Below are 26288 nucleotides of genomic sequence, written 5' to 3'. Positions count from 1 at the left end.
GGGCGCTGCGGCTCCTTTTTTGTTTGTGTTTGGCGGGCGGATGTGCTATCATAGAGAAAACGGAAAGAAGGGAGGACGAAAAGCAATGCGCAGTGTAAACAAAACGTCTCTCCGAATGGAGAGCATGATCGGATAAGGAGAATCCCTTATGAAAAAACAAACCATGACTCTTGCGGGCATCCCTGCCATCCTGTACGGCAGCCGGAGCCGGAATGTTTACCTCTATCTCCATGGCAAGAACGGCTGCAAGGAAGAGGCAGAGCGCTTTGCCGCTACAGCCTGTGCAGCAGGCTGGCAGGTGCTGGCTATCGACCTGCCCGAGCATGGCGCACGGAAAAACAGCCCGGAGCGGCTTCTGCCGTGGGTGGCTGTGCCGGAGATAGAAGCCGTCTATGCCCGCATGAAGCCGGTGTGGGCGCATATCCGGCTGTATGGGGTCAGCATCGGCGCGTGGCTTGCCATGCAGGCGCTGCAGGGAGACGCGCCGGAACAGGCCCTTCTGGTCTCTCCGGTGGTGGATATGGAAGCTCTCATCACGAATATGATGCAATATGCCCATGTGACCGAGGAACAGCTGCACCGGGCAGGGGAGATCCCCACGGATCTTGGGGAGACCCTCTCATGGCCATATCTGTGCTGGGTGCGGGAACATCCGCTGCACTGGCATGGCCGCACGCAGGTGCTGTATGGTGACAGGGATGCCCTGACCAGCCGCACCATGATCGAGCGCTTCCGTCAGGAAAGCGGGGCGCATCTGACGATCATGGAGGGCGGGGAACACTGGTTCCACACCCCGCTGCAGCTGGCCGTGCTGCAGAGCTGGGAAGAGGCCAATCTCTGAGTACAAAAAACGCCGCTGACGGTTTTTACGCCGTCAGCGGCAGTTTGCATTTACAGATTCAGTTCAGCAGGATCTGAAACTCAAACCTTTGCCTCGCTGTTGTGCTCAGCATTCTTATAGGCCTTGAAGGAGTGGAACACGATGTTCAGGCCCAGAACGATCAGCAGCACGGCCAGGATCAGCTGCAGGCCGTTTGCAATGAACACAGCACCCCAAGTGGTCTCGCCAGCGGGGATGGTGACAGCAGCGGCATTGCTGATGGCCTTGACCATGGCGATCAGGCGCTGCACCAGAGCGGTGAAGGTGACGCACAGCATGATGATCAGCGGAGGGAAGATCATCTTGTTGCTGCGGCCGGTGACCTTCAGGAACACGCACAGGGTGGCCAGAACCAGAGCGCTCAGCAGCTGGTTTGCAGAACCGAACAGGGGCCAGATGTTGGCGTAGCCGATCTTGGTCAGCAGGAAGCCGAAAGCCAGAGTCAGGAAGGTGGAGAAGTACACGTTGCACAGCAGCTTGCGCCAGCCCTCAGCATGCTCCATGTCGTCCACGCTGAACAGCTCCTGGAAGCTCATGCGGCCGATACGGGCCACAGCATCCAGACTGGTCAGGGCCAGTGCGGAAACGCACATGGTCATAAACACAGAGGCAAAGTGCTGGTCAAGGCCGAAGCCCACGAAGAAGCTGGCAACGCCGCGGCTGAAGACCTGGAACGGAGTGCCGTCTGCGGGGGTGCCGTCTGCAGCAGCAGAAGCACCGGCCACGCACAGGGCGATGACAGCCAGCAGGCTTTCCAGCACCATGGCACCATAGCCGACCTTCAGCATATCCTTCTCATTGGTAACGGTCTTGGAGGAGGTGCCGGAAGACACCAGACTGTGGAAACCGGAAACAGCGCCGCAGGCAACGGTAACGAACAGGATGGGGAACATGGTGCCCAGCTTGGCGTTGGTAAAGCCGGTGAACACCGGCAGGTTCATGACGGGATGGTTGACGATCAGGCCCAGAACAGCACCCACGATCATGGCCACGAACATAAAGGTGGTCATGTGGTCACGGGGCTGCTTCAGCAGCCACATGGGCAGGACAGCGGCAAAGAAGATGTACACAAAGGTGATGTAGCTCCATGCAGCCTTGCCCAGAATGATGGGGAAGTTTGCACCCACCACAAAGGACAGCACGATGAATACGATGCTGATCACATTCTCTTTCCAGCCGGTGAAGTGCAGGTTCTTCTGCAGCAGGCCAAAGATCACGGCGAACACCATGAACATGATGGAGACCATGCCGGCAGCACCGTTGGTCTGGGCAGCCTCCACCAGAGCACCGTCAGCACCGTAGGCATTGAAGGTGCCGGCCACCATGTCGGCAAAGGCGGCGATCACGATGCCGCAGAACAGCCAGCAGAACAGCAGGAACAGCTTGCGGCCGGTCTTGCCGATGTACTTTTCGATCAGCATGCCCATGCTCTTGCCGTCGTTCTTGACGGAAGCATACAGAGCGCCGAAGTCGGTGACAGCACCGAAGAAGATGCCGCCCAGCAGCACCCACAGCAGCACCGGCAGCCAGCCGAAAGCAGCGGCCTGGATCGCACCGGTAACAGGGCCTGCACCGGCAATGGAGCTGAACTGGTGTGCAAACACGGTCCAGCCGTCGGTGGGAACGTAGTCCCGGCCGTCCTCATGGACAACTGCCGGGGTCTTGGCAGAGGGGTCGATGCCCCACTTGTTTGCCAGCCAGCGGCCGTAAAGCATATAAGCGCCAAACAGACACACGGCTGCGATCAATACGATGACCAACGTATTCATTGTTCTTACCTCTTTCCTTTTTGGCATCCGGCAAATGTCAGCGGCATGGGTGCGGCAGGGTGTAAAAAAAGGCCCCGTCCTCCTGCGTTCGTTCCATTTGGGACGAACCATCGAAGACGAAGGCCTTCACATACACTGCACATTGTGTATGGAATACTCCGCGATACCACTTCGTTTGCTGCACAGGGCAGCCACTCCCAGCGTACATACATACGCAGCCCCGTAACGTGGGCAAAACGGCCATGCATTACTGGAAGGCGGGGTCAGCGCCTTTGTTCACACAGGCTGCTCGCAGGGGAGAACGCTTTGCTCCTGACTGCTGCCCTTGCATCAGATGGGCGGCTCTCTGGGAGAGGGTGCTGCAAAGAATCATGTCCTGTTCATCGCATTTGCCGAATGATTGTCCGTATTTTAGTGCGGAATTCACAAATTGTCAATATCCTTGGAACAAGTTCGGAGGATACACTAATTCAGGAAAGCGTTCTGCAAGAATTTTTAGGTGATTTTTGTTCATGCGTGAAACGAAGAAAACTATATACGTCAACGAATGAAAAGAGTTCACGCCAAGGGCTTGACTTTCACACTTTGATGTGCTAAAGTGATGATGCAGGAAAGAACCGGAACAGTTCCGAAACATTTAAAAGAGGGAACGCTCCCAAAACCGGACAGGCCGCTGCGGCGGCAAGGAGAACATTCATGGCAGATAAAAATTCCAGAAGAAACCAGACCACCGATGCACTGTTTGATGCCATCCTCAGTCTGGAAACGCGGGAGGAGTGCTACAACTTCTTTGAAGACCTGTGCACTGTAAAGGAGATCTCGGATATGGCGCAGCGGCTGGAAGCGGCAAAGATGCTGCTGGACGGCAGAACCTACGATCAGATCGTGAAGGCAGTGGAGATCAGCACGGCCACCATCAGCCGCATCAACCGCTGCATCCAGTACGGCTCCGGCGGCTACCGCGAGACCATTGAAAAGGTGCGCGGCACCCAGAACCCTAAAAAGCAGGAGTAACACCGGCGTACCCGGCAGACATAGAATGGGGCGTACACCGCCCCCTGACCGGATGAACGAAAGGAAGGTTTTATCATGTCTGCTGAGAACTGTATCGATACCACCCGCTGCCCCTGCCCCTGCCTGCCCAAGGTGACGCTGGAGCAGGCGGTCATTGACCTTGTGGAGAGCATCGCTCTGCAGGAAAATGCCCTGAGCCACATCCTGTGCGCCGAAAGCCGGAAGATGGATGCCGCCATGAAACTGGACGGTCTGGACCTGTGCAAGCTGCTGGAAGTGAACGATTCGGCCACCAACATGGTGCACGCCGTGGCAAACCTGGAGCTGGTGCTCAAGGATAAGCTGGAGTTCGTCTCCAACAACCTGTACTATCCGCCTGCGGATGCCGCAGCGAAGTAAGAAGATGCTGAAAGGCCTGTCCGGATGCCGGGCGGGCCTTTTCTCTGCTTGAATGCATAATTTTTGTAAAAACCATTTGTTGGAATTGCTGATAACGGGATTCTGTGCTATACTATACAATGTATCACCATGAAAGTGAGGAAATTTACAAATTGCTGAACTACGATGCGATCCTGTTTGATGTGGACGGGACCCTGATCGATTCCGCTCCCGGTATCATAAATACATTAAAAGAAGTCTTTGGTAAGATGGGCGTGGACACCACAAATGTGAACCTGCGCCGCTACCTTGGCCCGCCGCTGCGCAAGAGCTTTGGTGAGCACTTTACCGACCCGGCCCTCATTGAAAAGGCCACCGACCTGTACCGCGACAGCTACGCCGTCAAGGGCAGCCACGAGTGCGCCGCCTACCCCGGTGCAGCAGAGATGCTGCAGCGCCTGAAGGATGCGGGCCTTGTGCTGTGCACCGCTACCTCCAAGCCCACGCAGGTCGTCACGCCCATTCTGGAAGAAAAGGGCCTTGCAGGCTATTTTGATTTTATCGGCGGCGCATCCATGGACGAGAGCCGCGACACCAAGACCGACGTGGTGCGCCATGTGCTGGCCCAGCCCATGATGCAGGGCAGGCGGGTGCTGATGGTGGGCGACCGCAACGACGACATGCGCGGCGCTGCGGACTGCGGGCTGGATGCCGCCGGTGCGCTGTACGGCTACGGCAGCAGGGAAGAGCTGGAACCCTTCCACCCGGTGCTGCTGGCCGAAAGCTGCGCCAGCCTTGCAGACCAGATCCTGAACGGACAGGCATGACCGGAAGGCCCTGTGCCGGAAACGAAATGAATGGTGAGAGATATGAGAAATACACGACCGGAAAAGCAATCGCTTACTCCTATGCAGAAGCAGGCTGTGCTGGTGTGCAGTGTGTGCGCGCTGGCAGCCATTCTGACCATTGCTATTACCATGACGCTGCTCAAGCGCGGCAAGACCCCTGCGGCCCCGGTGGAACAGCCCTCCAGCGAGGTGCTGGTGCCGGGCGAAGAGGATATCTCGGATCACTACCAGATCAGCGAGACCTCTGCCGCCCTGCTGCCGGAGACCGCCGACGCGGGCGAGAGCTACCAGAAGGAAACGCTGTTCCTCGGCGATTCCAACACGGTGCGCCTGTACGCCAACGGCCTGATCAGCCTGCAGCAGTTCTGCGCCAAGGAGGGCATTGGCACCCATGCCGCCCTGAACGAGGGCATCGTTACCTTTAAAAAGGACAGCAGCACCTACACCATCGCGCAGGCCGTGGCCAAAATGAAGCCCCGCCGCGTGGTCATCATGCTGGGCACCAATGATACCGGCATGAGCGTGGACGAGTTCATCAAGAACTACACCGCGCTGGTGCAGGCCATTCAGGAAAGCTACCCCTACACCGACATCATCGTGAACACGGTGCCGCCGGTGCCCGCAAACCACGCAAACTACCCCCACATGGACCAGACCAAGATCGACGACTTCAACATGGCCCTGCTGTCCATGTGTGAGCAGATGAGCCTGAAGTTCCTCAACAGCGCCGAAGCGCTGAAGGATGCCAACGGCTATGGCCGCGAGGATTACTACCAGACCGGCGATATCCACCTGAAGCCCGTGGGCCTGAAGGCCATGCTGAGCTATCTGCGCACCCACGCTTACCAGACCGACGACCGCCGCCCGGACACCGCCAACATTCCCACCCGCGCTGAGTATACCCCGAACCCCAGCTCTGCGGTGACAGCACCCAGCAGCTCGGAGGCTGCAGGCTCTTCCGAAGAGCAGGGCGTGCTGTATCAGGCCAGCTACCGGGTGGACAAGACCGGCGGCACCCTTTCCAGCGGCAGCGACAGCGGCAAGACATCCCTCTCCTATGAAGTGACCAGCGCCGCCCAGTCCATCAGCGTGACGGCTGTGCCGCAGGACGGCTATGTGTTCGTCAAGTGGAGCGACGGCGTGACCCAGAAGACCCGCACCGATACGAACTTCAAGCAGAACGTGGACGTGACCGCCGTGTTTGCAGCGGCTTCCGTGCATATCAGCAGCACCGGCAAGGCCGTGCTGGGCGATTCCTACACCTTTACCGCAAAGCTGGGCGGCAAGCACCTCACTGCCGACAGCATCCGCTGGTACGCCAACGGTGTGGAAGTGCCGCAGGCGGCGGGCAAGACCACCGTCAAGGTGGAGATCGACCCCTCCATGCTCGATGCGACCTTTAAGGTGTACGCAGTGGCAAGCTACAACGGCTGCACCGTTACCAGCAACGCCCTGAATGTGACGGTCAGCGGCGTAAGCTCCGGCAGCTCGTCTCACAGCTCCGGCAGCTCTGGCAGCACGTCGGGCAGCAGTTCTTCCGGCAGCACCAGTTCTTCCGGTGCATCGTCCGGCACCACCTCCGGGGCATCCTCCGGGGCTACATCCACCTCCGGCAGCTCGTCTCACAGCTCTTCCAGCAGTGAGAGCACGGCTTCCCCGGCAGGCTCGGCTTCTGCTTCCAACGGAACAGCCAGCTCTTCCCACAGCACCAGCTCGTCCCACGCGGACTCTGGTGAGAGCAGCTCGGCTTCCCATAGCAGCTCCAGCAGCGAGAGCAGCTCTGCAAGCTCTGGCAGCTCCCATGCGGCTTCGGAATCCAATGCCAGCAAGGAAGCCGCCAACGAGCAGTCCGCATCCACGGACTCCGCGTCCTGAGGCTGTCACCCCGGCCTGCCGTGCCGCATAGGCTGGCAGGAAGGGAGGCGTTTGCATGTACTACGAGGAACCCCGCATCCCGGCGCTGCCCGGGGAAGAGAACGTGACCGACGGCAGCGTGGACGATTACGGCACCGACTGGGAGAACGTGGACAACGGCGCGCTGGAAGAGGAAATGGCAAAGTGTGCTGCCACCCCCTGTGATGTCAAAACCACCTGCCCGGACAACGACCCGGAGCAGACGGACGTACCACCGTACGAAATTGTAACAGAATGATGTGAAGCCAGCTCTGTTTACGGCAGGGCTGGCTTCTGCCTGTTGTTGAGCGCATGGCAGCTGAGGCCATGGCAGAAGGAAAAGAGGGAAGGTTTATGGCAAAATATTATTGCGTGCTGTTCGATGCAGACAACACGCTGCTGAACTTTGACGCAGCCGAAAGCAAGGCACTGGCCGAAACGCTGGTGAACTACGGCATTGAGCCGGACGCAGAAACGGTGCAGACCTACCGCACCATCAACTCGGAGCTGTGGCGGCAGCTGGAAAAAGGCCAGCTCAAGCGGGAAAAGCTCATGGCGGAGCGGTTCACCCGCTTCCTCAAGGCCATTGATGCCGCCGGTGACGGAGCCGAGATGAACCGCTTCTATCTGGAACAGCTCTCCACCCACCCGGACCTGATGGGGCCGGAAGTGCTGGATGTGCTGCGGGAACTTTCCGAGGTGGCAACGCTGGCCGTTGTGACCAACGGCTTCCAGAAGGTGCAGACCCGCCGCCTGGCCGAGAGCGGTGTGCTGAACTTTATGGAGGACGTGTTCGTCTCCGAGAAGATGGACAGCGAAAAGCCGAACCGGAAGATCTTTGATGCGGCCCTGCGCGCCCTTGGCGTGGAGAACCGCGAGCATGTGCTGGTGGTGGGCGATGGCCTGAGCAGCGACATTCAGGGCGGCGTGAATGCAGGCCTTGACACCTGCTGGTATAACCCCAGCCACGCCGAGAACCCCGGCAAGGTGGTGCCCACCTACGAGATCGCAGACCTGAAAGAGCTGTACCCGCTGGTGATGGAGCAGGAAGAGCTGGCCAATGTGGGCCTGAAGAACCGCCGCCACCAGTGCTGAGCCAATAAGCGGATGGAGAACGAGATCATAAAACTATGCTGATACATTTGGAAAAACTAGGCAAGAGCTTTGGCGAGAAGATCGTGCTGCACGATGTGACCGCCAGTGTCGAGCGGGAGGACCGCATCGGCATCGTGGGCCAGAACGGCGCGGGCAAGACCACCCTGCTCAAGATTTTGACCGGCGAGTACCAGGACTACGAAGGTGAGTTCAGCGTGACCCATGGCGTGACGCTGGGCTATCTGGAACAGAACGCAAAGCTGGATGCCACGCTGGATCTCTACGGCGAGATGCGCTCCACCTTTGCCCCTGTGCTGGATGCCATGGCCCAGATGCAGGTGCTGGAACGCAAAATGGCCGCAAACCCGGAGGATGCCAGCCTGCTGGCCCGGCACGACCAGCTGCAGAACATCGTGGATGCCGCCGACGGCTACAACATGGATGTGAACATCAAAAAGGTGCTGTCCGGCATGGGCTTTGCGCAGGATACATGGCAGAAGAACATTGCGGTGCTCTCCGGCGGCGAGCTGACGAGGCTGCGGCTGGCAAAGCTGCTGCTGGAAAAGCCGGACGTGCTCATTCTGGACGAGCCCACCAACCATCTGGACTTTGCCACCATGGAATGGCTGGAAAACTACCTCAAAAGCTATTCCGGTGCGGTGCTGGTGGTCAGCCACGACCGCTACTTCCTCGATAACGTGTGTACGAAGATCTGGGAGGTCTCCTTCCAGACCATGACCACCTACAAGGGCAACTTCTCGGCCTACCTGCCCCAGAAGGAAGCCGCCGATGCCCTGCGCCAGAAGCAGCACGATGCAGATGTGGCACTGGCCGAAAAGCTGCAGGACTACGTGGACCGCAACCTTGTGCGCGCTTCCACCACCAAAATGGCCCAGAGCCGCCGCAAGCAGCTGGAAAAGCTGGAGATCACCGAAGCGCCCAAGGACGAGACCAACCAGCTCAAGTTCCGGTTTGAATATGACGTAGAACCGTGGAACGAGCTGGTGCTGCTCAAGAACCTGACCATCAAAATAGGGGAGCGCACCCTGCTGGAACCCTTTACCTACACGGTGTGCCGCGGCCAGCGGCTGGTGATCGCAGGCCCCAACGGCGCGGGCAAGTCCACCCTGATGCAGGTGCTGGACGGCAAGCGCCGCCCCTCCGGCGGCATGGTGCGGCTGGGCACCGGCGCACGGCCCAGCATCTTTGCCCAGCAGCAGAACCGTCTGGGGCAGGGCCGGGTCATCGATGTGATCTGGAACAAGTACCCCCGCATGACCGAGCTGGAGGTGCGCAGCCATCTGGCAAAGCTGGGCTTCCGGGGCGAGACGGTGTTCAAGCCCTGCGAGGCGCTTTCCGGCGGCGAGCTGGCCCGCCTGCGCTTTGCGGAGATCGTGCTGGAACGGCCCAACCTGCTGTTTCTGGACGAGCCCACCAACCATCTGGACATCTACACCCGCGAGAACCTTACCGAGGCCCTCATGGCCTACACCGGCACGCTGCTGCTGGTCACCCATGACCGCCACCTGATGAACAGTCTGGCCTGTCCCATCCTCTACCTTGAGGACGGCAAGGCCACCCTCTACCCCAGCTACGATGCCCTGATGGGCCGCAGCGCCCCGGCACCTGCCGTGCAGAAGGCCGCCGAACCGGCCAAGACCGGCTACGGCAGGGAGCAGCGCCGCCGCCGCGCCGAGCTGCGCGCCAAGATCAAGGCCTGCGAGGACGAGATGGAAGCCTGCGGTGCACGCGAAGTGGAGCTGGACAACGAGATCAACTCGCCGGAAGTGTACAACGACCCCGACCTGCTGCGCCAGAAGAGCGACGAGCTGAGCGACCTGCGCTTCCATCAGGAAGAGCTGTTTGCCGCGTGGGAAGCTGCCATGGAAGAGCAGGAAAGCTACGAGCAGAGCCAGCAGACCGAAGAGTAAAGGAGGGTGCAGCATGCCCCAAAACAGACGCAGTTACGAAAAAACGCGCCGCATCGCCCTTTCCGGCCTGCTGTTTGCGCTGGCCATGGCACTTTCGTTCATTGAGGGCACGCTCACCATCCCGGGCCTTTTGCCGGGCATGAAGCTGGGCCTTGCCAACATCGTGGTGATGTACGCGCTGTTTTTCATGGGGCCAAGGCAGGCGCTGGTGCTGGACGTGCTCAAGGCGCTGTTCGTGTTTCTGGTGTCCGGCTTCACGGCGGGCCTTCTCTCGCTGTGCGGCGGCCTTTTGTCCCTGCTGGTGATGTGGGTGCTGTACTATCTGCTGCCGGTGCGGCCCACCTGGTTCATCCTGTCCGTATGCGGCGCACTGGCCCACAACATCGGCCAGCTGCTGGGCGCAGGCGTGATCATCTCGTCGTCGCTGTCGTTCTACTATGCGCCGGTCATGCTGGTGCTGGGCCTTGTGATGGGCGCATTGACCTCCATCACCCTCAAGGCCCTGCTGCCGGCGCTGGGCAAAATGGGCTTCTCCACGCAGGAAAAGCGGGGGGAATAACCAACCGTCCATGCATCACAGTTGCATTTTGGCCGGAAATCAGTATAATAAGGAAACAACCTGCTATTTTAAAGATAAAATCTCTTGCATACAGCGCTGCCGCCGTGGGAAAGTGCGCGGCAGCCGGGAGGTGTTTGCACTATGAGTGAAAAAGTTACCATCAAGGTGGAGCGCAAAAAGCTGCATCTGCCCACCATCGCCCTGCGGGGGCTGGTGGTGTTCCCCAACAATCTCGTCCACTTTGAGGTGGGCCGCGAAAAGAGCATTGCCGCCGTGGAGTGGGCAATGGCAAATAATTCCAACGTGTTTCTGGTGGCACAGAAGTCCATGGACACCACCGAGCCGCAGCAGGCAGACCTGTTCAGCTACGGCGTGGTGGCCGAGGTCAAGCAGGTGCTGCGTGTCTCCGGGGACCTTGTAAAGGTCCTGGTGGAGGGCAAGTACCGCGCAAAGCTCAGTGTACTGGATGCCAGCGGCGATTTTCTGCTTTCGGAGGTGCGCCCGGCCCCGGTGCGCACAGGCAAGGCCGACGATGCTGTGGAGACCGAAGCGCTGCTGCGCGCCCTCAAGGCCGGGTTTGACGAGTACCTTGGCATGAACCCGCGCCTTGGCAAGGACGTGGTGTTTGCCATCGTTTCCAGCGACGACCCCGCCTTCCTCAGCGAGTACATGCCCGCAAACCTGCTGTTCCGCTACGAGGACAAGCAGGCTGTGATGGACGAGGGCACCCTGAACGGACGGCTGAAAAAGCTCATCGAGATGCTGCGCCGTGAGTGTCAGGTGATGAAAATTGAAAAGGAGATCGCGGAAAAGGTCAACGAGTCCATGGACAAGAACCAGCGCGATTACTACCTGCACGAACAGCTGCACATCATCAGCGACGAGCTGGGCGAGGGCGACGACACCCACGCCGAGGCCGACGAGTACCGCCGCAGGATCACCGAGCTGCACCTTGCCGAGGACAGCGAGAAGAAGCTGCTCAAGGAAGTGGACCGCCTTGCCAAGATGCAAGGCTCCAATCAGGAGGCAACGGTCATCCGCACCTATCTGGACACCTGCCTTGACCTGCCGTGGAACACCTTTACGGTGGACGACCTTGATATCAGCCGCGCACAGCAGATCCTGGACCGCGACCACTACGGCCTGAAAAAGGTGAAGGACCGCATTCTGGAAACGCTGGCCGTGCGCAAGCTGGCACCGGACGTGAAGGCACAGATCATCTGCCTTGTAGGCCCTCCGGGCGTGGGCAAGACCAGTATTGCACGCTCCATCGCCGAAAGTCTGGGCCGCAAGTATGTGCGCATCAGCCTTGGCGGCGTGCGGGATGAAGCCGAGATCCGCGGCCACCGCCGCACCTACATCGGCGCGATGCCCGGCAAGATCATCACTGCCATGATCTCTGCCAAAAGCGCGAACCCCCTCATGCTGCTGGACGAGATCGACAAGCTGGCAGGCGACTTCCGGGGCGACCCGGCCGCGGCCCTGCTGGAAGCGCTGGACCCGGAGCAGAACAGCACCTTCAACGATCATTTCATCGATATCCCGTTCGACCTGAGCCATGTGCTCTTTATCACCACCGCCAACGATCTGGGCAGCATCCCCGGCCCCCTGCGTGACCGCATGGACGTGATCGAGCTGCCCAGCTACACCCGCGTGGAAAAATACAACATTGCCCGCAAGCACCTGCTGCCCAAGCAGCTCAAGGCCTGCGGCCTGACCGGCAAGGTCACGCTGAGCCAGAGCGCGCTGTACGGCATCATTGACGGCTACACCCGCGAGGCCGGTGTGCGCAATCTGGAACGCACCATCACCAGCGTGCTGCGCAAGTGCGCCCGCAAGATCGCCGCAGGCGAGGTGGAAAGCGTCTCCGTTACCGGCACCATGCTGGAACAGCTGCTTGGCCCCCGCTTCGTCAAGCCCGACTTCCTCAACCGCACCAACGCGGTGGGCATCGCCAACGGTCTGGCATGGACCAGCGTGGGCGGCGAGACCCTGCCCATCGAGGTGCAGGTGATGGACAACGGCAGCGGCAAGATCACCGTCACCGGTTCGCTGGGCGACGTGATGAAGGAGAGCGCTCAGCTGGCCGTTACGTGGGTGCGCGTGCACGCCGCCGAGTACGGCATCGACCCGGAAAAGCTCAAGAAGTGCGACCTGCACATCCACGCCCCGGAGGGCGCAGTGCCCAAGGACGGCCCTTCTGCCGGTGTCACCCTGACCACGGCGCTGGTGTCCTGCCTGTCCGGCATCCCGGTGCGCGGCGATGTGGCCATGACCGGCGAGATCACCCTGCACGGCAACGTGCTGCCCATCGGCGGCCTGCGGGAAAAGAGCATGGCGGCCTACCGCGAGGGTATGAAAACGGTGCTCATCCCCAAGGACAACGAACCCGACCTGTATGAGGTGGACGACGAGGTGAAGAAGAACCTCACCTTCCTGCCCATGCAGAGCCTGACACAGGTGCTGAACGCGGCCCTGCTCAAGCCCCAGAACGCAAAGAAGGCCAAGGCTCCCAGCCGCACCCATGCAAAGAAAAAGGCGGCAGACGCCGCCATTGTGCCGCCCACCGCAGAAAAGCCCCAGCCCGGCGCGGTGTGCTGAGAATAGGGCAGGGCGGCAGATAGCTTTCTCCGCGAACAGCCCGGGACTCCAGTCCCGCCCCAACGCTTGCGCGCCGGGGCCCCACCCCCAGGACATTCGCTGGAGAAACTATCTGCCGCCCTGCTGGGATCGGCACCGGATACTCCGGCAAGATGCGCGAAGCCATGTCTAAAGTGCAGGCTGCGACTAAAATCGACAGAAAAGCCCGACGGGAAGTGCGAGGGCTTGCCTTCGCTGGTGGTCTGGCGAGCGCAGGCGGGACGGAGTGTCCGGTGACAATCCCCTTATCAAAGAAAGGAAAGCTCCATGAATTACAACAAAGCTGATTTCATTGCCAGCTACGGCATTTCCAGCCAGCTGCCCGAGAGCGACCGCCCGGAACTGAGCTTTTCGGGGCGGTCCAACGTGGGCAAATCCAGCCTGATCAATAAGCTGTGCAGCCGCAAAAACCTTGCCCGCGTGTCCAGTACGCCGGGCAAAACGGCCACCATCAATTTCTATTCGGTGGACGACTGCTACTTTGTGGACCTGCCCGGCTACGGCTACGCCAAGGTGAGCAACGCCGACCGTGAGCGCTGGGACGACCTCATCAACAGCTACTTTGAAGCACCCCGCCACCACACCCTGCTGGTGCAGCTGCTGGACTGCCGCCACGCCCCCAGCGCCGACGATGAGCAGATGCTGCGCTACCTGCACTATCACCAGATCCCCTACGTGGTGGCCCTGACCAAGGCCGACAAGCTCAAAAAGAGCCAGCTGGCCAAGACGCTGGAAGACTTTGAGAACCTCTGCCGCCCCTATGGCTGCCAAAAGGTGGTGCTGACCAGCGGCGAGAACGGCTACGGCATCCCGGAGCTGCAGGCGGTGCTCAATGCCGCTGTGGCCGGGGAACAGGAAGCGGAGTAAACCATGGCCTACAACGAATTTGCCTATTTCTACGATGAATTCAACGGCGAGGCCGATTACGATGCCCTGTATGCCCACATCCATGCAAAGCTCAAGGAGCACGGCATCCACGATGGCATCCTTGCCGACCTTGGCTGCGGCACCGGTGAGCTGACGTTGATGCTCACGCAGGCGGGCTATGATATGATCGGCATTGACCAGTCCGAGGAGATGCTCTGCGTTGTGCGCGATAAGGCCGAACAGCTGGGTCTTTCCGGCAGGCTGCTGCTGCTCCGGCAGGACCTGCTCAAGCTCGATCTGTACGGCACCATCCGGGGCGCGGTGTCCACCTTTGACACCTTCAACCACATCCCGGATCTGGACACCGCCATTGCCAACGCGGGCTTTTTCATGGAGAAGGGCGGGGTGTTCCTGTTCGATATGAACACGCCCTACAAACACCGGAACGTGCTGGGCGACAACGCGTTCACCTTTGAGGAAGAGGATGCCGCCTGTGTGTGGCGCAACCACTACGATGCCGCCAACCGCCGCGTGGGGATCACCGTGGACATCGACTACCACGAGACCGGCGAGCACTTCCACGAGCAGTTCTGCGAGTACACCTACGACCTTGACACCATCCGCACTGCGCTGGAAAAGCACGGCTTTGCGCTGGAAAGCGTCTGCGACGGCGAGACCTTCGGCCCGCTGACCGAGGACAGCCAGCGCTATTTCTTCTGCGCAGTCAAGCAGTATACACAATTGGAGGGATAACTTTATGGCAAATCTGATCCGCGGCCTGTCGGAGAACGGCGGGGTCGTGTTCTGCGGCGTGGATTCCACCCAGATCGTCCGCAAGGCCGAAAAGCTGCACACCACCAGCGCCACCTGCAGCGCGGCACTGGGCCGTCTGCTCACCGGCGCGGCCCTGATGGGCTCCATGCTCAAGGACGACCGTGACCAGATCACCCTGCGTGTGTCCGGCGGCGGCCCGGCGGGCGTGGTCATTGCCTGCACCGACGGCACCGGCAACGTGAAGGGCTGCATCGATCACCCCTTGGTGGAGCTGCCCGCAAAGCCGAACGGCCACCTGGATGTGGGCGGCGCTGTGGGCAAAGACGGTGTGCTCACCGTCATCCGGGACAACCGCCTGCAGAAGGAGCCGACGGTGGGGCAGGTGCCGCTGGTCTCCGGCGAGATCGCCGAGGACCTGACCGCCTACTACGCCTACAGCGAGCAGGTGCCCACCGTCATGGCGCTGGGCGTGCTGGTGGACAAAGACCTGTCCATCCTGTGCGCAGGCGGCTTTATGGTGCAGCTGCTGCCCGGTGCCACCGATGCGGAGATCGATCAGCTGGAAAAGAACATCGCGGCCATGCCGTCCGTCACCACCCTGCTGCACGAGGGCAAGACCCCCCAGGACATGATGCAGCTGGCGCTGGCGGGCTTTGAACCCAACGTGCTGGACGAGCGCGATGTGCACTACCAGTGCGACTGCAGCGCCGAGCGCACCAAGGAGATGCTGTTCAGCCTTGGCCGCAAGGAGCTGGTGAGGATGCGCGACGAGGACCCCGCCTGCGAGGTGGTGTGCCACTTCTGCCACAGCAAGTACCAGTACGACCTCAACGACCTGCTTGCCGAGTACGACGCGCAGGCGGCGGAACGTGCCGCTGCAGAGCAGGGGACTTGACAAACCGCTAAAAAACAACTATACTACAAATAGAAAAGGCGCTGTCCGCAATGGTCAGCTCCCTCCGGCTAGATAGTCAATAAGAATGACCGCTTACCGTTTGGAGATTGGGGCGGTCATTTCTTATTGTTATGGATCTCTTTGAAGATTGCCCATGCGATTTGAAATGTAATCCCAACTGTGCCGCCAACAATGACGAACAGCTGCAGAACATCGTTCAACACCATGATGCATCCCCCCTTCCGCGTTTGCGAACGGGGGAACAAACAATAAGCTTTTACGTCCCCCGGACGCTTGCCGGAGGGAAGCATGACCACCTGCGCTTGCAGACAGCACCTAATCACCGCCTTTTCAGGCGGTATTTTTAGTTTAACATACTTTTTGGCGAATTACAATGGGAATCCTTTCACCCGCAGATGTCCGCTGCCACGGTGTAGGTGACGGTATAGTCCAGTACATTGCCGTTCACGGTGCAGTCCTCTTTGCGGGCGATGTGCTCCGCGTCCGGCCATGCGGCGTACAGCGCCTGCAGGCTTTGCAGCCGGGCCAGCGCGGCGGCCTGCGCTTCGGTACGGTGCAGCGTTTCCGGCTGCTGCACATAGCGGCAGGTCTCCTCCACAGAGCAGGGCAGGGCAAGGCCCAGCAGCGGCACCTCCGGCTGGAAGTGCCGGAGGATCACCGCCGCATGTTCCGGCGCAGGCGCGGCGGGCAGGGAGAAGGTGTGCCCGAACGCTGTCACCCGGTATGCGCGGGTGCACGCGCCGGTGTACTGCTGCACCGTCTCTTCCAAGGGCACGGTGCGGGTGTCGCTCCACTCAAACTGCGCAACCACCGTTCCGGCGGCGGGCGCAAAGATCAGGGTGCCGTCCCGCTCGGCGCGGGCTGTGCCAATGAGGCCCTGCCCGGCTTCCACCTGCTGGCCCGGCTGCACCAGCATGGTGCCGCTGGTAAGGTTCGTGCGCAGAACAGTGCCGCTGCATCTGGCCCGGATGCCGTGCAGCGTTCCGGCGGCAATGTCCGGCTTGGGTCTGGCCGCGGCGGCTTCCACCACCAGCCGCCCTTTGGCAAAATTCAGGCTGGCCCAGGAGAACTCGCCGCTGTGCAAAAGGGCGTACTCCCCGGCGGTGAGCTTTGCCTCGGTCACAGCCGCACCGGGCTGCAGGCCCGCTTCCCGCAGGACGGCGCAGGCCCGCGCAGCCTGTCCGGTGGTGAGGGAAGAGGTATCCGCATACCAGACGAACTGCTGTGCAAAGAGCAGCAGCGGCACAAACACCGTCAGCCCCGCCCAAAGCCCGGCCCGGCGCAGCAAGGGGCGCAGACGGAAATACAGCCCCAGCTTCCGGCGGATGCGCAGCCGCACCCGGTGCTTGCGGGCCAGCGCGGCAAGGCGCGGGTACTGCCACGCAGCGCACCGCCCGCCAAACCCTCCCGGCAGGGCCGTTACCCCGTAGGGATGCAGCCCGGCCCGGGCGGCAGCGGTAAGCAGGGCTTCGGTGCTGCCATTGCATGCGGTGAACTCCACCGCGGCCCAAAGGCTTACCGGTTCCATGGGCACCTCCTAGTCATCCGCAAAATCCGTGCGCACGAACCGCCCCCGCAGGGTCAGGCGGCTGGCGGTAAGGGTGACGATCTTCAACCCGTCGCCGTAGATGGTCAACCGGCCATGGGGCATCTGCAGGCACAGCCGGTCAGGGCTGTAGGTCAGAATGCGGCAAAAGTGCTCCACCTCCATGCGGCCCCCGCTCAGGTAGACGGCAGGGGCGTGGTAAAAGCCCGGCGGCGGCTGACGGAACAGCAGGGCCAGCCAGCTTTGCGGCCTAAGCCGCTTTTTGCGCTTGGCACACATCCCATTCCCTCCCATCCCGCAGTTCTGCCCGCGGCGCGCTGCTACATATATATGGATGCGGAGGGCTGAGTTATGAATCGAAGCTGGAATTTCCGGCGGGGCGTGCTGCTGGCGCTGGCAGGGTACACGGCGTTTCTGGTGTTTGCCGCGCCGCAGCGCTGTGCCGATGCCCTGCAGGCGGGGCTGCGGCTGTGCGGCGGGCCGCTGCTGGTATCGCTGTTTCCGTTCCTCATCGTATCGGCGCTGGCGGCAGGCTGCGGGGCCGGGCAGTGGCTGGGCTTTGTGTTCCGGCCTGCGGCGCGGCTCATGGGCATCCGGGCAAAGGGTGCGGGCGGCGTGCTGCTCATTGGGGCCTTGGGGGGCTTTGCACCGGCGGCGGTGGCTGCGTCCGAAGCCGTGCGCACCGGTCAGCTCACTTCCCGGCAGGCCTCGGCGCTGCTGCCCGCCTGTGTGTGCAGCGGGCCGTCCTTTGTCATCCTCACGGTAGGGCAGCAGATGCTGGGCAGCCGCGCGGTGGGGGTGCGGCTGTTTGCGGCCCAGCTGCTGGCGGGATACCTCACGGCGGCGCTGCTGTGCCGGATGCAGGGCGGGGCCGGGCAGGCTCCACCTGCGCAGGGGGAAACCATTCAGCTGCCCGCACTGGACGCGGTGATCGCGCAGGCGGCAGTGACCTACCTGAAGCTCTGCGGCTTTGTGCTGTACTTCCGGCTGCTGGCGGCAGGGTGCGGGGCATTGCTGCCACAGCCGTGGGCGGCGCTGCCCGCCATGCTGCTGGAAGTGTGTTCCGGCTGCGATCAGGCCGCCCGCACCGGGCTGTGGGCCAGCACGCTGTGCTGTGCGGCGCTCAGTGTGCAGGGGGTGTCGGTGCTTTTGCAGGTGCGCACCATCTGCCCGGCCGAGATCTCGCTGCGGCCTTTGCTGGCAGCGCGGGCGGTGCATCTGCCGCTTTCGGTGGCGCTGTTCTGGCTGGGCAGCACCGTGCCGGTGCAGGCCGTGCAGACCTTTACCACCCTGACCGAACGGGTGGTGGTGCTGCGCCGCGTGCCGCTGGACTGCGCCCTGCTGGCCTTTGCCGTGTGCTGCATCACGGTGGAGGAGTTGGCGCGTTGAGGTGCGGGCCGCGTGCTGGGAGCTTTCTCCGCGAACAGCCCGGGACTCCAGTCCCGCCCCTGTGCTTACGCACGGGGCCCCACCCCCAGGACATTCGCTGGAGAAACTCCCAGCCCACAGCCCTTGGTTTCAGGGAACTTTATCAGGTGCTACTGTAGGAGCGTTATCTGAGCAAGTTTAAACTTTTAAACGATACAACGATTGAAAAGTAACTTTGTCAAGGTGAGAAAGTTCCATTGTTCTGAGAAAGTTCCAACTTTGTCAAATATCCGAACTTTGTCAAGCTGACAAACATCAAATTTATAACGCAGATAAGTATTTAAAATGGAACTTTGTCAGATGTTTCTCCACAGTAGCAGGTATACCAGCGATTCCTGCCATCTTTTCCACGTATCGCTTGCTTTGCGATTTGGCTGGACTTCGTGAGGTCACGGTACACACGGTTGTATGTACTGTCGCTGCACCCGACCTCCCGCAGGACGGCGGCGCGCAGCTCGTTGCTGGGCATCGACCCAAGGCGGCTCTCGGACAGAACGTTCAGGATGGCGCTGCGGGTGTCCTGCCGGGTCTCCGCCGTGCGCACCCGCCGCTCTTCAATGAAGTCGGCATCCTTCTTGTCGGTGTAGCCGTCAAACACGGCCCGCGCAGTCTTTACGCCCTCCACCTCCACATCGTCGATGTGCATCAGCACCGTCTGCTGGGGGCGGGCGTAGCTGTTTTTCTCGTGGCTGAGATAAATTTTGCCGTCGTTCTTGGCGCGGCCCATCATCAGCACGCTGCGGGCCATGTCCCAGATATCCGAGCTGTCGGCCAGACGTGCGCGGCCGGAAACGCCCTGCTTTTTGTTGGAGTGCATCACGATGAGCACCGCGCAGCCCTGTTTTGCGGCAATGGCGCGCAGCGGCAGCAGGGCACCGCGCATCTGGTTGCGGCTTGCCATCTCCACATCGGAGGGCAGAAAGCTCTGCAGCGGGTCCACGATGAGCAGCAGCGGCCCGGCCTTGGCGGCAAAATCCGCCAGTGCCTGATCCTTGAGGGTGAGGGGCTGGCCGGTCTTGCCAAAGTAGTCGTCGGCGGTCAGCACCAGCACCCGGTTCATGTCGGCCCCGGCCGCCAGCAGACGGGCCTTGAGCACCTTGCCGGGGTCGTCCTCGCCTGCAAGCAGCAGCACCTTGCCGGTCTGCTGCGGCGGCAGCGGAAAAAAGCCGGAGGTCTTGCCCGCCGTCACATAGGCAATGAGCTGTGCCTGCCAGATGCCCTTGCCGGTGCCGCCGTCGGCACCCAGCAGCGACACTTCGCCCAGCGGCAGCAGCTGCGGCACCAGCCACGCCACGCTCTGCATGGGCACATCGGCCAGCAGACCGGGCTGCGCCGCGCTGCCCTCCAGCGCAAGCTTGCGCTGCTTTGCGTCCGCGTTCACGGCTGCCATAAAGGCTGCGGGGTCGGCCTGCCACGCCTGCTTGCAGGTGTTGAGCCATTGATCGATCTTGTAATTGACGGCGGGCAGCTGCATGTTGCAGGCTGCGCCGCGCACGTCGTCCAGCAGGTCTTCCCGTGCATCCGGGTCGGTCTGGTGGAACATTACCGCAAAGGTCAGGCGGCTGAACAGCTGCTGCTCGGTCCGGCAGGCATCCAGCATGTTCAGAAAGTCTGTGCGGTCCTGAATGGATACTCCCAAAATACATTTCTCCTTTCGCTGTGGTTTATAACTGGAAGCAAAACCAAATGTTGTTGCTATCAGTATAACTCTGAAAAAACAACGTGTCAACAAATAGTTTTTGCGCAAAAAGCCACAGCTTCCGGGGAGAAAATGCACCGGAAAATGGGAAAAGAAAAAGAGAAGGCGGGCACCTTCTCTTGACAAAACGGCAAAAAATAACTATACTACAAATAGAAAAGGTGCTGTCCGCAATGGTCAGCTTCCTATCTTTACAATCAAGATTGACTGCACGGAGTTGGAAGGCTGTGGCAGTCAATCTTTTTTGTTGTCATCACATTTGCGCTGAGAAAACTTCTCCAAGACCTCAACGGTCAGGCGAACTGCATCAAGGATCAGACTCAACAGCATGAGAATGACCGTGAGCAGAGTGAAAAGCTCCATCAGGCTCATTGATATCCCTCCCTTCGCCTTCAAGGCTCCGGGCAGGGTACTTCCAAAAAAGTTTCCTCCCGGAACCTCTGCTTCATTCCATGTAGAAAGAGCAGCGATACAGGGCAGGAAGCATGACCACCTGCGCTTGCAGATAGCACCTAATCACCGCCTTTTCGGGCGGTATTTTTAGTTTAACATACTTTTTGACGAAATACAATAAGAACCCACAGAAACGACGCTTCGTAAAATTTTATGGTGCATGGTTGCTTTTTGCAAAAAAGCAGAGTATAATAAAAGTGAGAAAGTAAGAAAATCGCACAAAGGAGAATGAAGGATGCTGACGGAATTGAGGACAAAATCCCAGATCACCATTCCAAAGGATATTGTAATGAAGATGGGCCTGCGTGAGGGCGACAAGCTGGAGATCGTGGAGAAGGATGGCGTGATCGAGCTGATGCCGGTAGCCGTTTACCCCAAAAAGTATCTGGACGAGCTGCGCAGCGAGATCAACGAAGCAAAGGCCAAAATTGCGGCAGGGGAGCAGCCGGTGTTCGACACTGTGGACGCACTGTTTGAAGCGCTGGACGGTGCGGACGAATGAATTACAAGATCACCTACACCAAACGATTCATAAAGAACCTGAAGCGTTTGAACGCAGCGGAGCGGGCGCAGCTGAAAAAGAAGCTGGAAATTCTGGAAATGGACCCGCTGTATCCGTCGCTGCGCACAAAGCGTATTCAAGGCACGGTAGACTTGTTCGAGTTCAGCGTAAACATGGACGTGCGGGTCATCTGGCAGTACGACGGTGATACGATCATTCTGCTGTTGGACATTGGACACCATGATATTCTGAATCAATTTTAAAAGCCTGTAAACACGATAAAAAGGCCGCTGCGTTCACATGCAGCGGCCTTTCCATTTGATGGGGAGTATTCAGCGGCGGTTTACTGGATGCCGGTCACAGGGTAGTCCTGATCCTCAACGGCCTTCTTCAGCACGTCGTCGGCGACCTCGGCGTTCAGGGTGACGATGGCGGTGCCGGCCTCGTGGCTCACCACGGCCTCGTCCACCTCGGGCAGGGCTTCCAGAGCCTTCTTCACGCGGGCTTCGCAGTGGCCGCACATCATGCCTTCCACCTTCAGGGTCTTTTTCATAGCAGTGTCCTCCTTGGTACTCTCTTTATTTGCAACCGCTGCGGGCTGTGCGGAGACAGCGGGCAGGGAAGCAGCATTTTTTGCCGCACGATCGTGCTTTGTGCTGTGCACGTCGAACAGGTTCAGGCGCAGGGCGTTGCTTACCACGCAGAAGCTGGAAAGGCTCATGGCAGCAGCACCGAACATGGGGTTCAGCGTCAGGCCGAAGGGGATGAACACGCCGGCCGCCAGCGGGATGCCGATGATGTTGTAGATGAACGCCCAGAACAGGTTTTCGTGGATGTTGCGCAGGGCAGCGCGGCTCAGGCGGATGGCGGCGGGCACGTCCGACAGCCGGGAGTTCATCAGCACCACGTCCGCCGCGTCGATGGCAACATCGGTGCCTGCGCCGATGGCGATGCCGGTGTCGGCACGGGTCAGGGCCGGGGCATCGTTGATGCCGTCGCCCACCATGGCCACCTTGCCGGATGCCTGCAGCTGGCGGATGACCGCTTCCTTGCCGTCGGGCAGCACGCCTGCGATCACCTCGTCCACACCGGCCTGCCTGCCAATGGCGTCGGCAGTGCGCTGGTTGTCGCCAGTGAGCATCACCACGCGGATGCCCATGGCCTGCAGCTCCCGGATGGCGCGGGGGCTGTCCTCCTTGATGGTATCGGCCACCGCGATGATGCCCAGCAGACGGCCTGCTCCGCCAAAGAACAGGGGCGTTTTGCCCTGTGCGGAGAGGGCTGCGGCCTTCTCCTGCAGCTGTGCGGGCACGGTGACTTTGGTGCCAATAAAGGACGCATTGCCGCCAAAGATCTCCACGCCGTCCAGCTTTGCGGCCAGACCGTTGCCCGGCAGGGCGGCAAAGCCGGACACCTCGGGGGCGGTGAGCTTCTGCGCGTCGGTGCAGGCCAGCACGGCCTTTGCCAGCGGGTGCTCGCTCTTGCGCTCCAGTGCGGCGGCAAGGGTGAGCAGCTCCGTCTCGGAAACGCCCTCGGCGGGCAGAATGTCGGTCACTTTGGGTTCACCGCTGGTGATGGTGCCGGTCTTGTCCAAAGACACGATCTGGGTGCGGCCTGCAGCCTCCAGCGAAGCGGCGGTCTTGAACAGGATGCCGTTCTTTGCACCCAGACCGTTGCCCACCATGATGGCCACCGGCGTTGCCAGACCCAGCGCACAGGGGCAGCTGATGACCAGCACGGAGATGCCGCGGGCCAGCGCATAGCCCAGCTCCCGGCCCAGCAGCAGCCACACGATGGTGGTGACCACCGCGATGGTAATGACCGCAGGCACGAAGAAACCGGACACCGTATCGGCGATTTTTGCAATGGGAGCCTTGGTGGCGGCGGCATCGCTGACCATCCGGATGATCTGGGCAAGGGTGGTGTCCTCGCCCACGCGGGTGGCCCGGCACTGCAGGAAACCGGACTGGTTGGTGGTGGCAGCGCTCACCTTATCGCCCGCAGCCTTGTCCACGGGGATGCTCTCGCCGGTCAGGGCGCTCTCGTTCACGGCGCTGGTGCCTTCCAGCACGATGCCGTCCACGGGGATGTTCTCGCCCGGGCGCACCACAAAAATATCCCCCTTCTGCACCTGCTCGATGGGCACGGTCACTTCGGCACCGTCCCGCAGCAGGGTGGCGGTCTTGGGGGCAAGCTTCATCAGGCTCTTGAGCGCGTCGGTGGTCTTGCCCTTGGAGCGGGCCTCCAGCATTTTGCCCACCGTGATGAGGGTCAAGATCATGGCAGCGGACTCAAAGTAGAACTCCATCATATAATGCATGACCAGCTCGCTGTTGCCGTCCACCTGCGCGCGGGTCATGGCGAACAGGGCGTAGGTGCTCCACACAAAGCTTGCCATGGAACCCATGGCCACCAGCGTGTCCATGTTAGGCGAGCCGTGGATCAGCCCCTTGAAGCCGTTGATGAAGAACTTCTGGTTGATGACCATGACGATGCCCGCCAGCAGCAGCTGCACAAGGCCCATGGCGATGTGGTTGCCGTCGAACCAGCGGGGCAGGGGCCAGCCCCACATCATGTGGCCCATGGAGAAGTACATCAGCACCAGCAGAAAGCCCAGCGACGCAATGAGCCGCCGCTTGAGCTTGGGGGTCTCGTGGTCGGCCAGCGCGTCAAGGTCGGCGCTGGTGGCGCTGGCAGCCGCCGCGCCCGCACGCTTGGGGCTGGCACCGTAACCGGCATCCTGCACGGCCTTGATGATCTCGGCAGAGCTGGCGGTGCCCTCCACGCCCATGGAGTTGGTCAGCAGGCTCACCGAACAGCTGGCAACGCCGGGCACCTTGCTCACGGCCTTTTCCACCCGGGCAGAGCAGGCTGCGCAGCTCATGCCGGTAACGTTGTATTGTTCCATAAAATATCACTCCTACGTTGAGTATGCACGGGAACGGGCTTCTTATTTCATGAGCTTGGGCAGCAGATTCATCAGCTCGTCCAGCTTTGCCTCGCTGCCCGCACGCAGGTCGTCCGCCACGCAGGTGGAGATGTGCTGTGCCAGCAGCTCCTTGGAAAAGCTGTTCAGCGCCGAGTTCGCCGCCGCCACCTGCACAAGGATGTCCACGCAGTAGGCATCCTTTTCCAGCATGCCGCGGATGCCGCGCACCTGCCCCTCGATGCGGCTGAGCCGGTTCAGCAGGGCCTTGTGTTCCTCCGGGGTGCGGTCCTTGTGGCGGCAGCAGGAGGGGGTGACGCTTTCGGTGGGCACAGCGGATGCGTCAATGGCCGGAGCTGTGGCAGCTTCGGGCTGGGCGGGCGTGCCGCAACAGCAGCAGGGCTTTTTCTCGTTGTCCATAAAATATCTCCTTTACCCATAGGGGGTATGAATCTTACGGCATGAGTATAGCACAGCAAACCCGATAAATCAAGTAGGGAATTGAAAAATACAAACAAAAAGAGGGAAGGCACTGCAAATGCCTTCCCTCTATCAAATAACTTTTACTTCTCCAGAATCCGCGGCACAAACAGGCCCAGCATCTTGCCCCACCAGTACCACTCGTGGGAGACATCGCCGCCCCAGACCTCGAGGTGGGCGGGCAGGCCCTGTGCGGCCAGCACATCGGCCAGCGCCTGCGTGTCGGCTTTGGCGTCGTCCTCGTAGGCAGCCTGACCGGCGCAGAGCATCAGGCTGTTCTCCTTGGCCTTGGCCAGAGCCAGCTTGTCGGCGATGCCGTTCTCGGCCAGATACTGCAGGGGAGAGCAGCGCAGCACCAGATCGTCGGCTTCACTGCCCCAGAAGCGGGCCAGATCGTAGATGCCGGAAAGGCCGATGGCACCGGCAAAGAGCTTGGGACGGCGCAGGCGGCAGTTGACGGCGTGCACAGCGCCAAGGTCGATGCCCACACACCACAGCTTGACATCCTTTGCGGCACCGTTCAGGGCCAGCACCCGGGGTGCCAGCTCGGCGGTAAGGTAGACGAAGTACTTTTCCTCCATCTCGGCGCGGCGGCGCACCGGGATGTCGCCGTTCAGTACGGCCTCGCCGTCAATGCTGTCGGCACAGAACAGCTGCACCTTGCCCTCGTTCAGCAGCGGGGCAATGGCATCGGGCATGCCGTTGTTCTCCCAATCATAAAAGCGGCCGCCGCGGGCAGGCAGGGCCAGCACCGGCACACCGGCGCTGCCATACACCTTGAACTCCATCTCGCGGTTCAGCACGCTGCTCCACTCTTTGTAATAGGTACCCTGGATCATAACTCAAGCACTCCTTGTTTCTATATTCACCGGCCCGGGCGCAGTCGCTGCACGTCGGTGCCGGCCGTTAGCGATCAAAAGAAAGCTTTCTCTGGAAATATCACACGAACTGGTTGCGCTGGGCATCGTACTCGTAGCCCACGGCCCGGAGCTTTGCGCACAGATCTGCCTTGTCGGCATCCATGTCTTCGCACAGAGCATCGAGGTTTTTGTAAAAATCACGCAGCTTCAGGTTCACCACGCTCAGCAGCATGATGGGATCGTTGGGCAGAGCCATGTGTTTTGCCTCCTTACAGCAACAAAAAAAGCCGGCCACTCGACAAAGTGACCGGCCACATACACCAAATTAGACAGCGCGGGTAACTTTGCCAGCGCGCAGGCAACGGGAGCATGCGTAGACGTACTTGGGAGAACCCTCAACGACCGCCTTGACACGACGGACATTCGGCTTCCAGGTACGGTTGGAACGACGATGAGAGTGAGAAACCTTGATACCAAAGGCAACACCCTTGCCGCAGCATTCACATTTAGCCATGGTACTTGCACCTCCTGCAGTGAAGTAAGGAATCAAAATAATCAGCTTGACTATTGTAGCAGATTACCGGGCAAAATGCAAGCCTTTTTTCAAAAAATATTGCGGTTTTTTGGAAAACTGCCCCGATGCATTCAGATGCTGTTTTTTGTTACGACCCCTTGTGTGAAAATGTGATTTGGAGCAGCCCGCAGGCTGCAACGGCGACGACCGCCGCCAGTGGCGGAAACAGGGAGAAGCTGTTGGGGCAGCGGCCAGCAAGACGTGAGTGCCGTTCAAGGCACGAAACGAATGCTGGGTGCCGCAACTCGTAGACAAA

General features: G+C 60.5%; 26 protein-coding genes. 16 read left to right on the top strand and 10 right to left on the bottom strand.

Going from position 1 to position 26288, the window contains the following annotated elements; all coding sequences use genetic code 11:
• Positions 1-148 precede the first annotated feature (148 nt).
• Positions 149-841: a carboxylesterase gene (locus tag DXA66_RS07245; protein WP_118527874.1), complete on the top strand. Its 693-nt coding sequence runs from the start codon at positions 149-151 to the stop codon at positions 839-841.
• An 80-nt stretch (positions 842-921) separates the two neighbouring features.
• Here DXA66_RS07245 and DXA66_RS07240 read toward each other — a convergent pair whose 3' ends face one another.
• Complete coding sequence (locus tag DXA66_RS07240) at positions 922-2649, bottom strand: carbon starvation protein A (RefSeq protein ID WP_118527872.1); 1728 nt, start codon at positions 2647-2649, stop codon at positions 922-924.
• Positions 2650-3345: 696 nt separating this feature from the next.
• Between DXA66_RS07240 and DXA66_RS07235 the strand changes: the two genes are divergently transcribed.
• The 12 genes from DXA66_RS07235 (at position 3346) to hslO (ending at position 15543) form a co-directional block, all read left to right on the top strand.
• Positions 3346-3663, top strand: coding sequence for a YerC/YecD family TrpR-related protein (locus DXA66_RS07235; RefSeq protein WP_118527870.1), 318 nt, complete (start codon positions 3346-3348; stop codon positions 3661-3663).
• Between the two features lie 75 nt (positions 3664-3738).
• Positions 3739-4062 carry a hypothetical protein gene (locus DXA66_RS07230; RefSeq protein WP_097781897.1) on the top strand — a complete coding sequence of 108 codons (324 nt, stop codon included), beginning with the start codon at positions 3739-3741 and terminating at the stop codon, positions 4060-4062.
• 152 nt (positions 4063-4214) lie between these two features.
• Positions 4215-4868, top strand: a complete 654-nt coding sequence (locus DXA66_RS07225) for an HAD-IA family hydrolase (protein WP_243089051.1) — start codon at positions 4215-4217, stop codon at positions 4866-4868.
• A 42-nt stretch (positions 4869-4910) separates the two neighbouring features.
• Positions 4911-6764, top strand: coding sequence for an SGNH/GDSL hydrolase family protein (locus DXA66_RS14710; protein ID WP_118528071.1), 1854 nt, complete (start codon positions 4911-4913; stop codon positions 6762-6764).
• 55 nt (positions 6765-6819) lie between these two features.
• Entirely contained in the window at positions 6820-7041 is a 222-nt protein-coding gene (locus tag DXA66_RS07215; RefSeq protein ID WP_118527866.1) for a hypothetical protein, read from the top strand.
• Positions 7042-7136: 95 nt separating this feature from the next.
• Positions 7137-7877, top strand: a complete 741-nt coding sequence (locus DXA66_RS07210; RefSeq protein WP_118527864.1) for a YjjG family noncanonical pyrimidine nucleotidase — start codon at positions 7137-7139, stop codon at positions 7875-7877.
• Between the two features lie 35 nt (positions 7878-7912).
• Entirely contained in the window at positions 7913-9808 is a 1896-nt protein-coding gene (locus DXA66_RS07205) for an ABC-F family ATP-binding cassette domain-containing protein (RefSeq protein ID WP_118527862.1), read from the top strand.
• 13 nt (positions 9809-9821) lie between these two features.
• A complete protein-coding gene (locus DXA66_RS07200; protein WP_118527860.1) occupies positions 9822-10367 on the top strand; it encodes a Gx transporter family protein in 546 nt (181 codons plus the stop codon).
• 141 nt (positions 10368-10508) lie between these two features.
• A complete protein-coding gene (gene lon / locus DXA66_RS07195; protein WP_118527858.1) occupies positions 10509-12968 on the top strand; it encodes an endopeptidase La in 2460 nt (819 codons plus the stop codon).
• 306 nt (positions 12969-13274) lie between these two features.
• A complete protein-coding gene (gene yihA / locus DXA66_RS07190) occupies positions 13275-13874 on the top strand; it encodes a ribosome biogenesis GTP-binding protein YihA/YsxC (RefSeq protein WP_005940358.1) in 600 nt (199 codons plus the stop codon).
• Positions 13875-13877: 3 nt separating this feature from the next.
• On the top strand, positions 13878-14627 hold the full coding sequence (locus DXA66_RS07185; RefSeq protein ID WP_118527856.1) for a class I SAM-dependent methyltransferase: 750 nt from the start codon (positions 13878-13880) through the stop codon (positions 14625-14627).
• 4 nt (positions 14628-14631) lie between these two features.
• A complete protein-coding gene (gene hslO / locus DXA66_RS07180) occupies positions 14632-15543 on the top strand; it encodes an Hsp33 family molecular chaperone HslO (protein WP_118527854.1) in 912 nt (303 codons plus the stop codon).
• Positions 15544-15949: 406 nt separating this feature from the next.
• Here the strand turns inward: hslO and DXA66_RS07170 are convergent, their stop codons facing one another.
• On the bottom strand, positions 15950-17092 hold the full coding sequence (locus DXA66_RS07170) for a sporulation protein YqfD (protein ID WP_118527852.1): 1143 nt from the start codon (positions 17090-17092) through the stop codon (positions 15950-15952).
• 9 nt (positions 17093-17101) lie between these two features.
• On the bottom strand, positions 17102-17389 hold the full coding sequence (locus tag DXA66_RS07165) for a YabP/YqfC family sporulation protein (protein WP_243089050.1): 288 nt from the start codon (positions 17387-17389) through the stop codon (positions 17102-17104).
• Between the two features lie 72 nt (positions 17390-17461).
• Between DXA66_RS07165 and DXA66_RS07160 the strand changes: the two genes are divergently transcribed.
• Positions 17462-18499, top strand: coding sequence for a hypothetical protein (locus DXA66_RS07160; RefSeq protein WP_118527848.1), 1038 nt, complete (start codon positions 17462-17464; stop codon positions 18497-18499).
• 319 nt (positions 18500-18818) lie between these two features.
• Here DXA66_RS07160 and DXA66_RS07155 read toward each other — a convergent pair whose 3' ends face one another.
• Positions 18819-20177 carry an AAA family ATPase gene (locus tag DXA66_RS07155; protein ID WP_118527846.1) on the bottom strand — a complete coding sequence of 453 codons (1359 nt, stop codon included), beginning with the start codon at positions 20175-20177 and terminating at the stop codon, positions 18819-18821.
• Positions 20178-20471: 294 nt separating this feature from the next.
• Positions 20472-20609: a hypothetical protein gene (locus DXA66_RS14385; protein WP_165853639.1), complete on the bottom strand. Its 138-nt coding sequence runs from the start codon at positions 20607-20609 to the stop codon at positions 20472-20474.
• Between the two features lie 316 nt (positions 20610-20925).
• On the opposite strand from DXA66_RS14385, the gene DXA66_RS07150 reads away from it, so the two are divergent.
• Positions 20926-21192 (top strand): AbrB/MazE/SpoVT family DNA-binding domain-containing protein, encoded by a 267-nt coding sequence (locus DXA66_RS07150; protein WP_097774882.1) that lies wholly within the window; start codon positions 20926-20928, stop codon positions 21190-21192.
• Positions 21189-21455: a type II toxin-antitoxin system mRNA interferase toxin, RelE/StbE family gene (locus DXA66_RS07145; protein ID WP_097774883.1), complete on the top strand. Its 267-nt coding sequence runs from the start codon at positions 21189-21191 to the stop codon at positions 21453-21455. The genes DXA66_RS07150 and DXA66_RS07145 overlap by 4 nt, the downstream gene beginning before the upstream one ends.
• Before the next feature lie 80 nt (positions 21456-21535).
• Here the strand turns inward: DXA66_RS07145 and DXA66_RS07140 are convergent, their stop codons facing one another.
• The 5 genes from DXA66_RS07140 to rpmB form a co-directional block, all read right to left on the bottom strand.
• On the bottom strand, positions 21536-24100 hold the full coding sequence (locus DXA66_RS07140) for a heavy metal translocating P-type ATPase (protein ID WP_118527844.1): 2565 nt from the start codon (positions 24098-24100) through the stop codon (positions 21536-21538).
• A 42-nt stretch (positions 24101-24142) separates the two neighbouring features.
• A complete protein-coding gene (locus tag DXA66_RS07135) occupies positions 24143-24538 on the bottom strand; it encodes a metal-sensing transcriptional repressor (protein WP_118527842.1) in 396 nt (131 codons plus the stop codon).
• Positions 24539-24681: 143 nt separating this feature from the next.
• Entirely contained in the window at positions 24682-25437 is a 756-nt protein-coding gene (locus DXA66_RS07130; protein WP_118527840.1) for an esterase family protein, read from the bottom strand.
• Between the two features lie 100 nt (positions 25438-25537).
• Positions 25538-25714: a DUF4250 domain-containing protein gene (locus DXA66_RS07125; RefSeq protein ID WP_097801859.1), complete on the bottom strand. Its 177-nt coding sequence runs from the start codon at positions 25712-25714 to the stop codon at positions 25538-25540.
• Positions 25715-25783: 69 nt separating this feature from the next.
• Positions 25784-25972: a 50S ribosomal protein L28 gene (gene rpmB, locus DXA66_RS07120; protein ID WP_082210844.1), complete on the bottom strand. Its 189-nt coding sequence runs from the start codon at positions 25970-25972 to the stop codon at positions 25784-25786.
• Between the last annotated feature and the right edge of the window lie 316 nt (positions 25973-26288).

Origin of the sequence: Faecalibacterium sp. OF03-6AC, assembly GCF_003478175.1 — a bacterium.
GTDB lineage: Bacteria > Bacillota > Clostridia > Oscillospirales > Ruminococcaceae > Faecalibacterium > Faecalibacterium taiwanense.
The sequence above is the reverse complement of the archived record's forward strand: the minus strand, read 5'-3'. Positions and strand labels throughout refer to the sequence as shown.

Excerpts from the sequence above, each read along its gene's own strand:
- DXA66_RS07245 (WP_118527874.1), top strand. The coding sequence starts at position 149 with ATGAAAAAACAAACCATGACTCTTGCGGGCATCCCTGCCATCCTGTAC.
- DXA66_RS07240 (WP_118527872.1), bottom strand. The coding sequence starts at position 2,649 with ATGAATACGTTGGTCATCGTATTGATCGCAGCCGTGTGTCTGTTTGGC.
- DXA66_RS07235 (WP_118527870.1), top strand. The coding sequence starts at position 3,346 with ATGGCAGATAAAAATTCCAGAAGAAACCAGACCACCGATGCACTGTTT.
- DXA66_RS07230 (WP_097781897.1), top strand. The coding sequence starts at position 3,739 with ATGTCTGCTGAGAACTGTATCGATACCACCCGCTGCCCCTGCCCCTGC.
- DXA66_RS14710 (WP_118528071.1), top strand. The coding sequence starts at position 4,911 with ATGAGAAATACACGACCGGAAAAGCAATCGCTTACTCCTATGCAGAAG.
- DXA66_RS07215 (WP_118527866.1), top strand. The coding sequence starts at position 6,820 with ATGTACTACGAGGAACCCCGCATCCCGGCGCTGCCCGGGGAAGAGAAC.
- DXA66_RS07210 (WP_118527864.1), top strand. The coding sequence starts at position 7,137 with ATGGCAAAATATTATTGCGTGCTGTTCGATGCAGACAACACGCTGCTG.
- DXA66_RS07205 (WP_118527862.1), top strand. The coding sequence starts at position 7,913 with ATGCTGATACATTTGGAAAAACTAGGCAAGAGCTTTGGCGAGAAGATC.
- DXA66_RS07200 (WP_118527860.1), top strand. The coding sequence starts at position 9,822 with ATGCCCCAAAACAGACGCAGTTACGAAAAAACGCGCCGCATCGCCCTT.
- lon (WP_118527858.1), top strand. The coding sequence starts at position 10,509 with ATGAGTGAAAAAGTTACCATCAAGGTGGAGCGCAAAAAGCTGCATCTG.
- yihA (WP_005940358.1), top strand. The coding sequence starts at position 13,275 with ATGAATTACAACAAAGCTGATTTCATTGCCAGCTACGGCATTTCCAGC.
- DXA66_RS07185 (WP_118527856.1), top strand. The coding sequence starts at position 13,878 with ATGGCCTACAACGAATTTGCCTATTTCTACGATGAATTCAACGGCGAG.
- hslO (WP_118527854.1), top strand. The coding sequence starts at position 14,632 with ATGGCAAATCTGATCCGCGGCCTGTCGGAGAACGGCGGGGTCGTGTTC.
- DXA66_RS07170 (WP_118527852.1), bottom strand. The coding sequence starts at position 17,092 with ATGGAACCGGTAAGCCTTTGGGCCGCGGTGGAGTTCACCGCATGCAAT.
- DXA66_RS07165 (WP_243089050.1), bottom strand. The coding sequence starts at position 17,389 with ATGTGTGCCAAGCGCAAAAAGCGGCTTAGGCCGCAAAGCTGGCTGGCC.
- DXA66_RS07160 (WP_118527848.1), top strand. The coding sequence starts at position 17,462 with ATGAATCGAAGCTGGAATTTCCGGCGGGGCGTGCTGCTGGCGCTGGCA.
- DXA66_RS14385 (WP_165853639.1), bottom strand. The coding sequence starts at position 20,609 with ATGAGCCTGATGGAGCTTTTCACTCTGCTCACGGTCATTCTCATGCTG.
- DXA66_RS07150 (WP_097774882.1), top strand. The coding sequence starts at position 20,926 with ATGCTGACGGAATTGAGGACAAAATCCCAGATCACCATTCCAAAGGAT.
- DXA66_RS07145 (WP_097774883.1), top strand. The coding sequence starts at position 21,189 with ATGAATTACAAGATCACCTACACCAAACGATTCATAAAGAACCTGAAG.
- DXA66_RS07140 (WP_118527844.1), bottom strand. The coding sequence starts at position 24,100 with ATGGAACAATACAACGTTACCGGCATGAGCTGCGCAGCCTGCTCTGCC.
- DXA66_RS07135 (WP_118527842.1), bottom strand. The coding sequence starts at position 24,538 with ATGGACAACGAGAAAAAGCCCTGCTGCTGTTGCGGCACGCCCGCCCAG.
- DXA66_RS07130 (WP_118527840.1), bottom strand. The coding sequence starts at position 25,437 with ATGATCCAGGGTACCTATTACAAAGAGTGGAGCAGCGTGCTGAACCGC.
- DXA66_RS07125 (WP_097801859.1), bottom strand. The coding sequence starts at position 25,714 with ATGGCTCTGCCCAACGATCCCATCATGCTGCTGAGCGTGGTGAACCTG.
- rpmB (WP_082210844.1), bottom strand. The coding sequence starts at position 25,972 with ATGGCTAAATGTGAATGCTGCGGCAAGGGTGTTGCCTTTGGTATCAAG.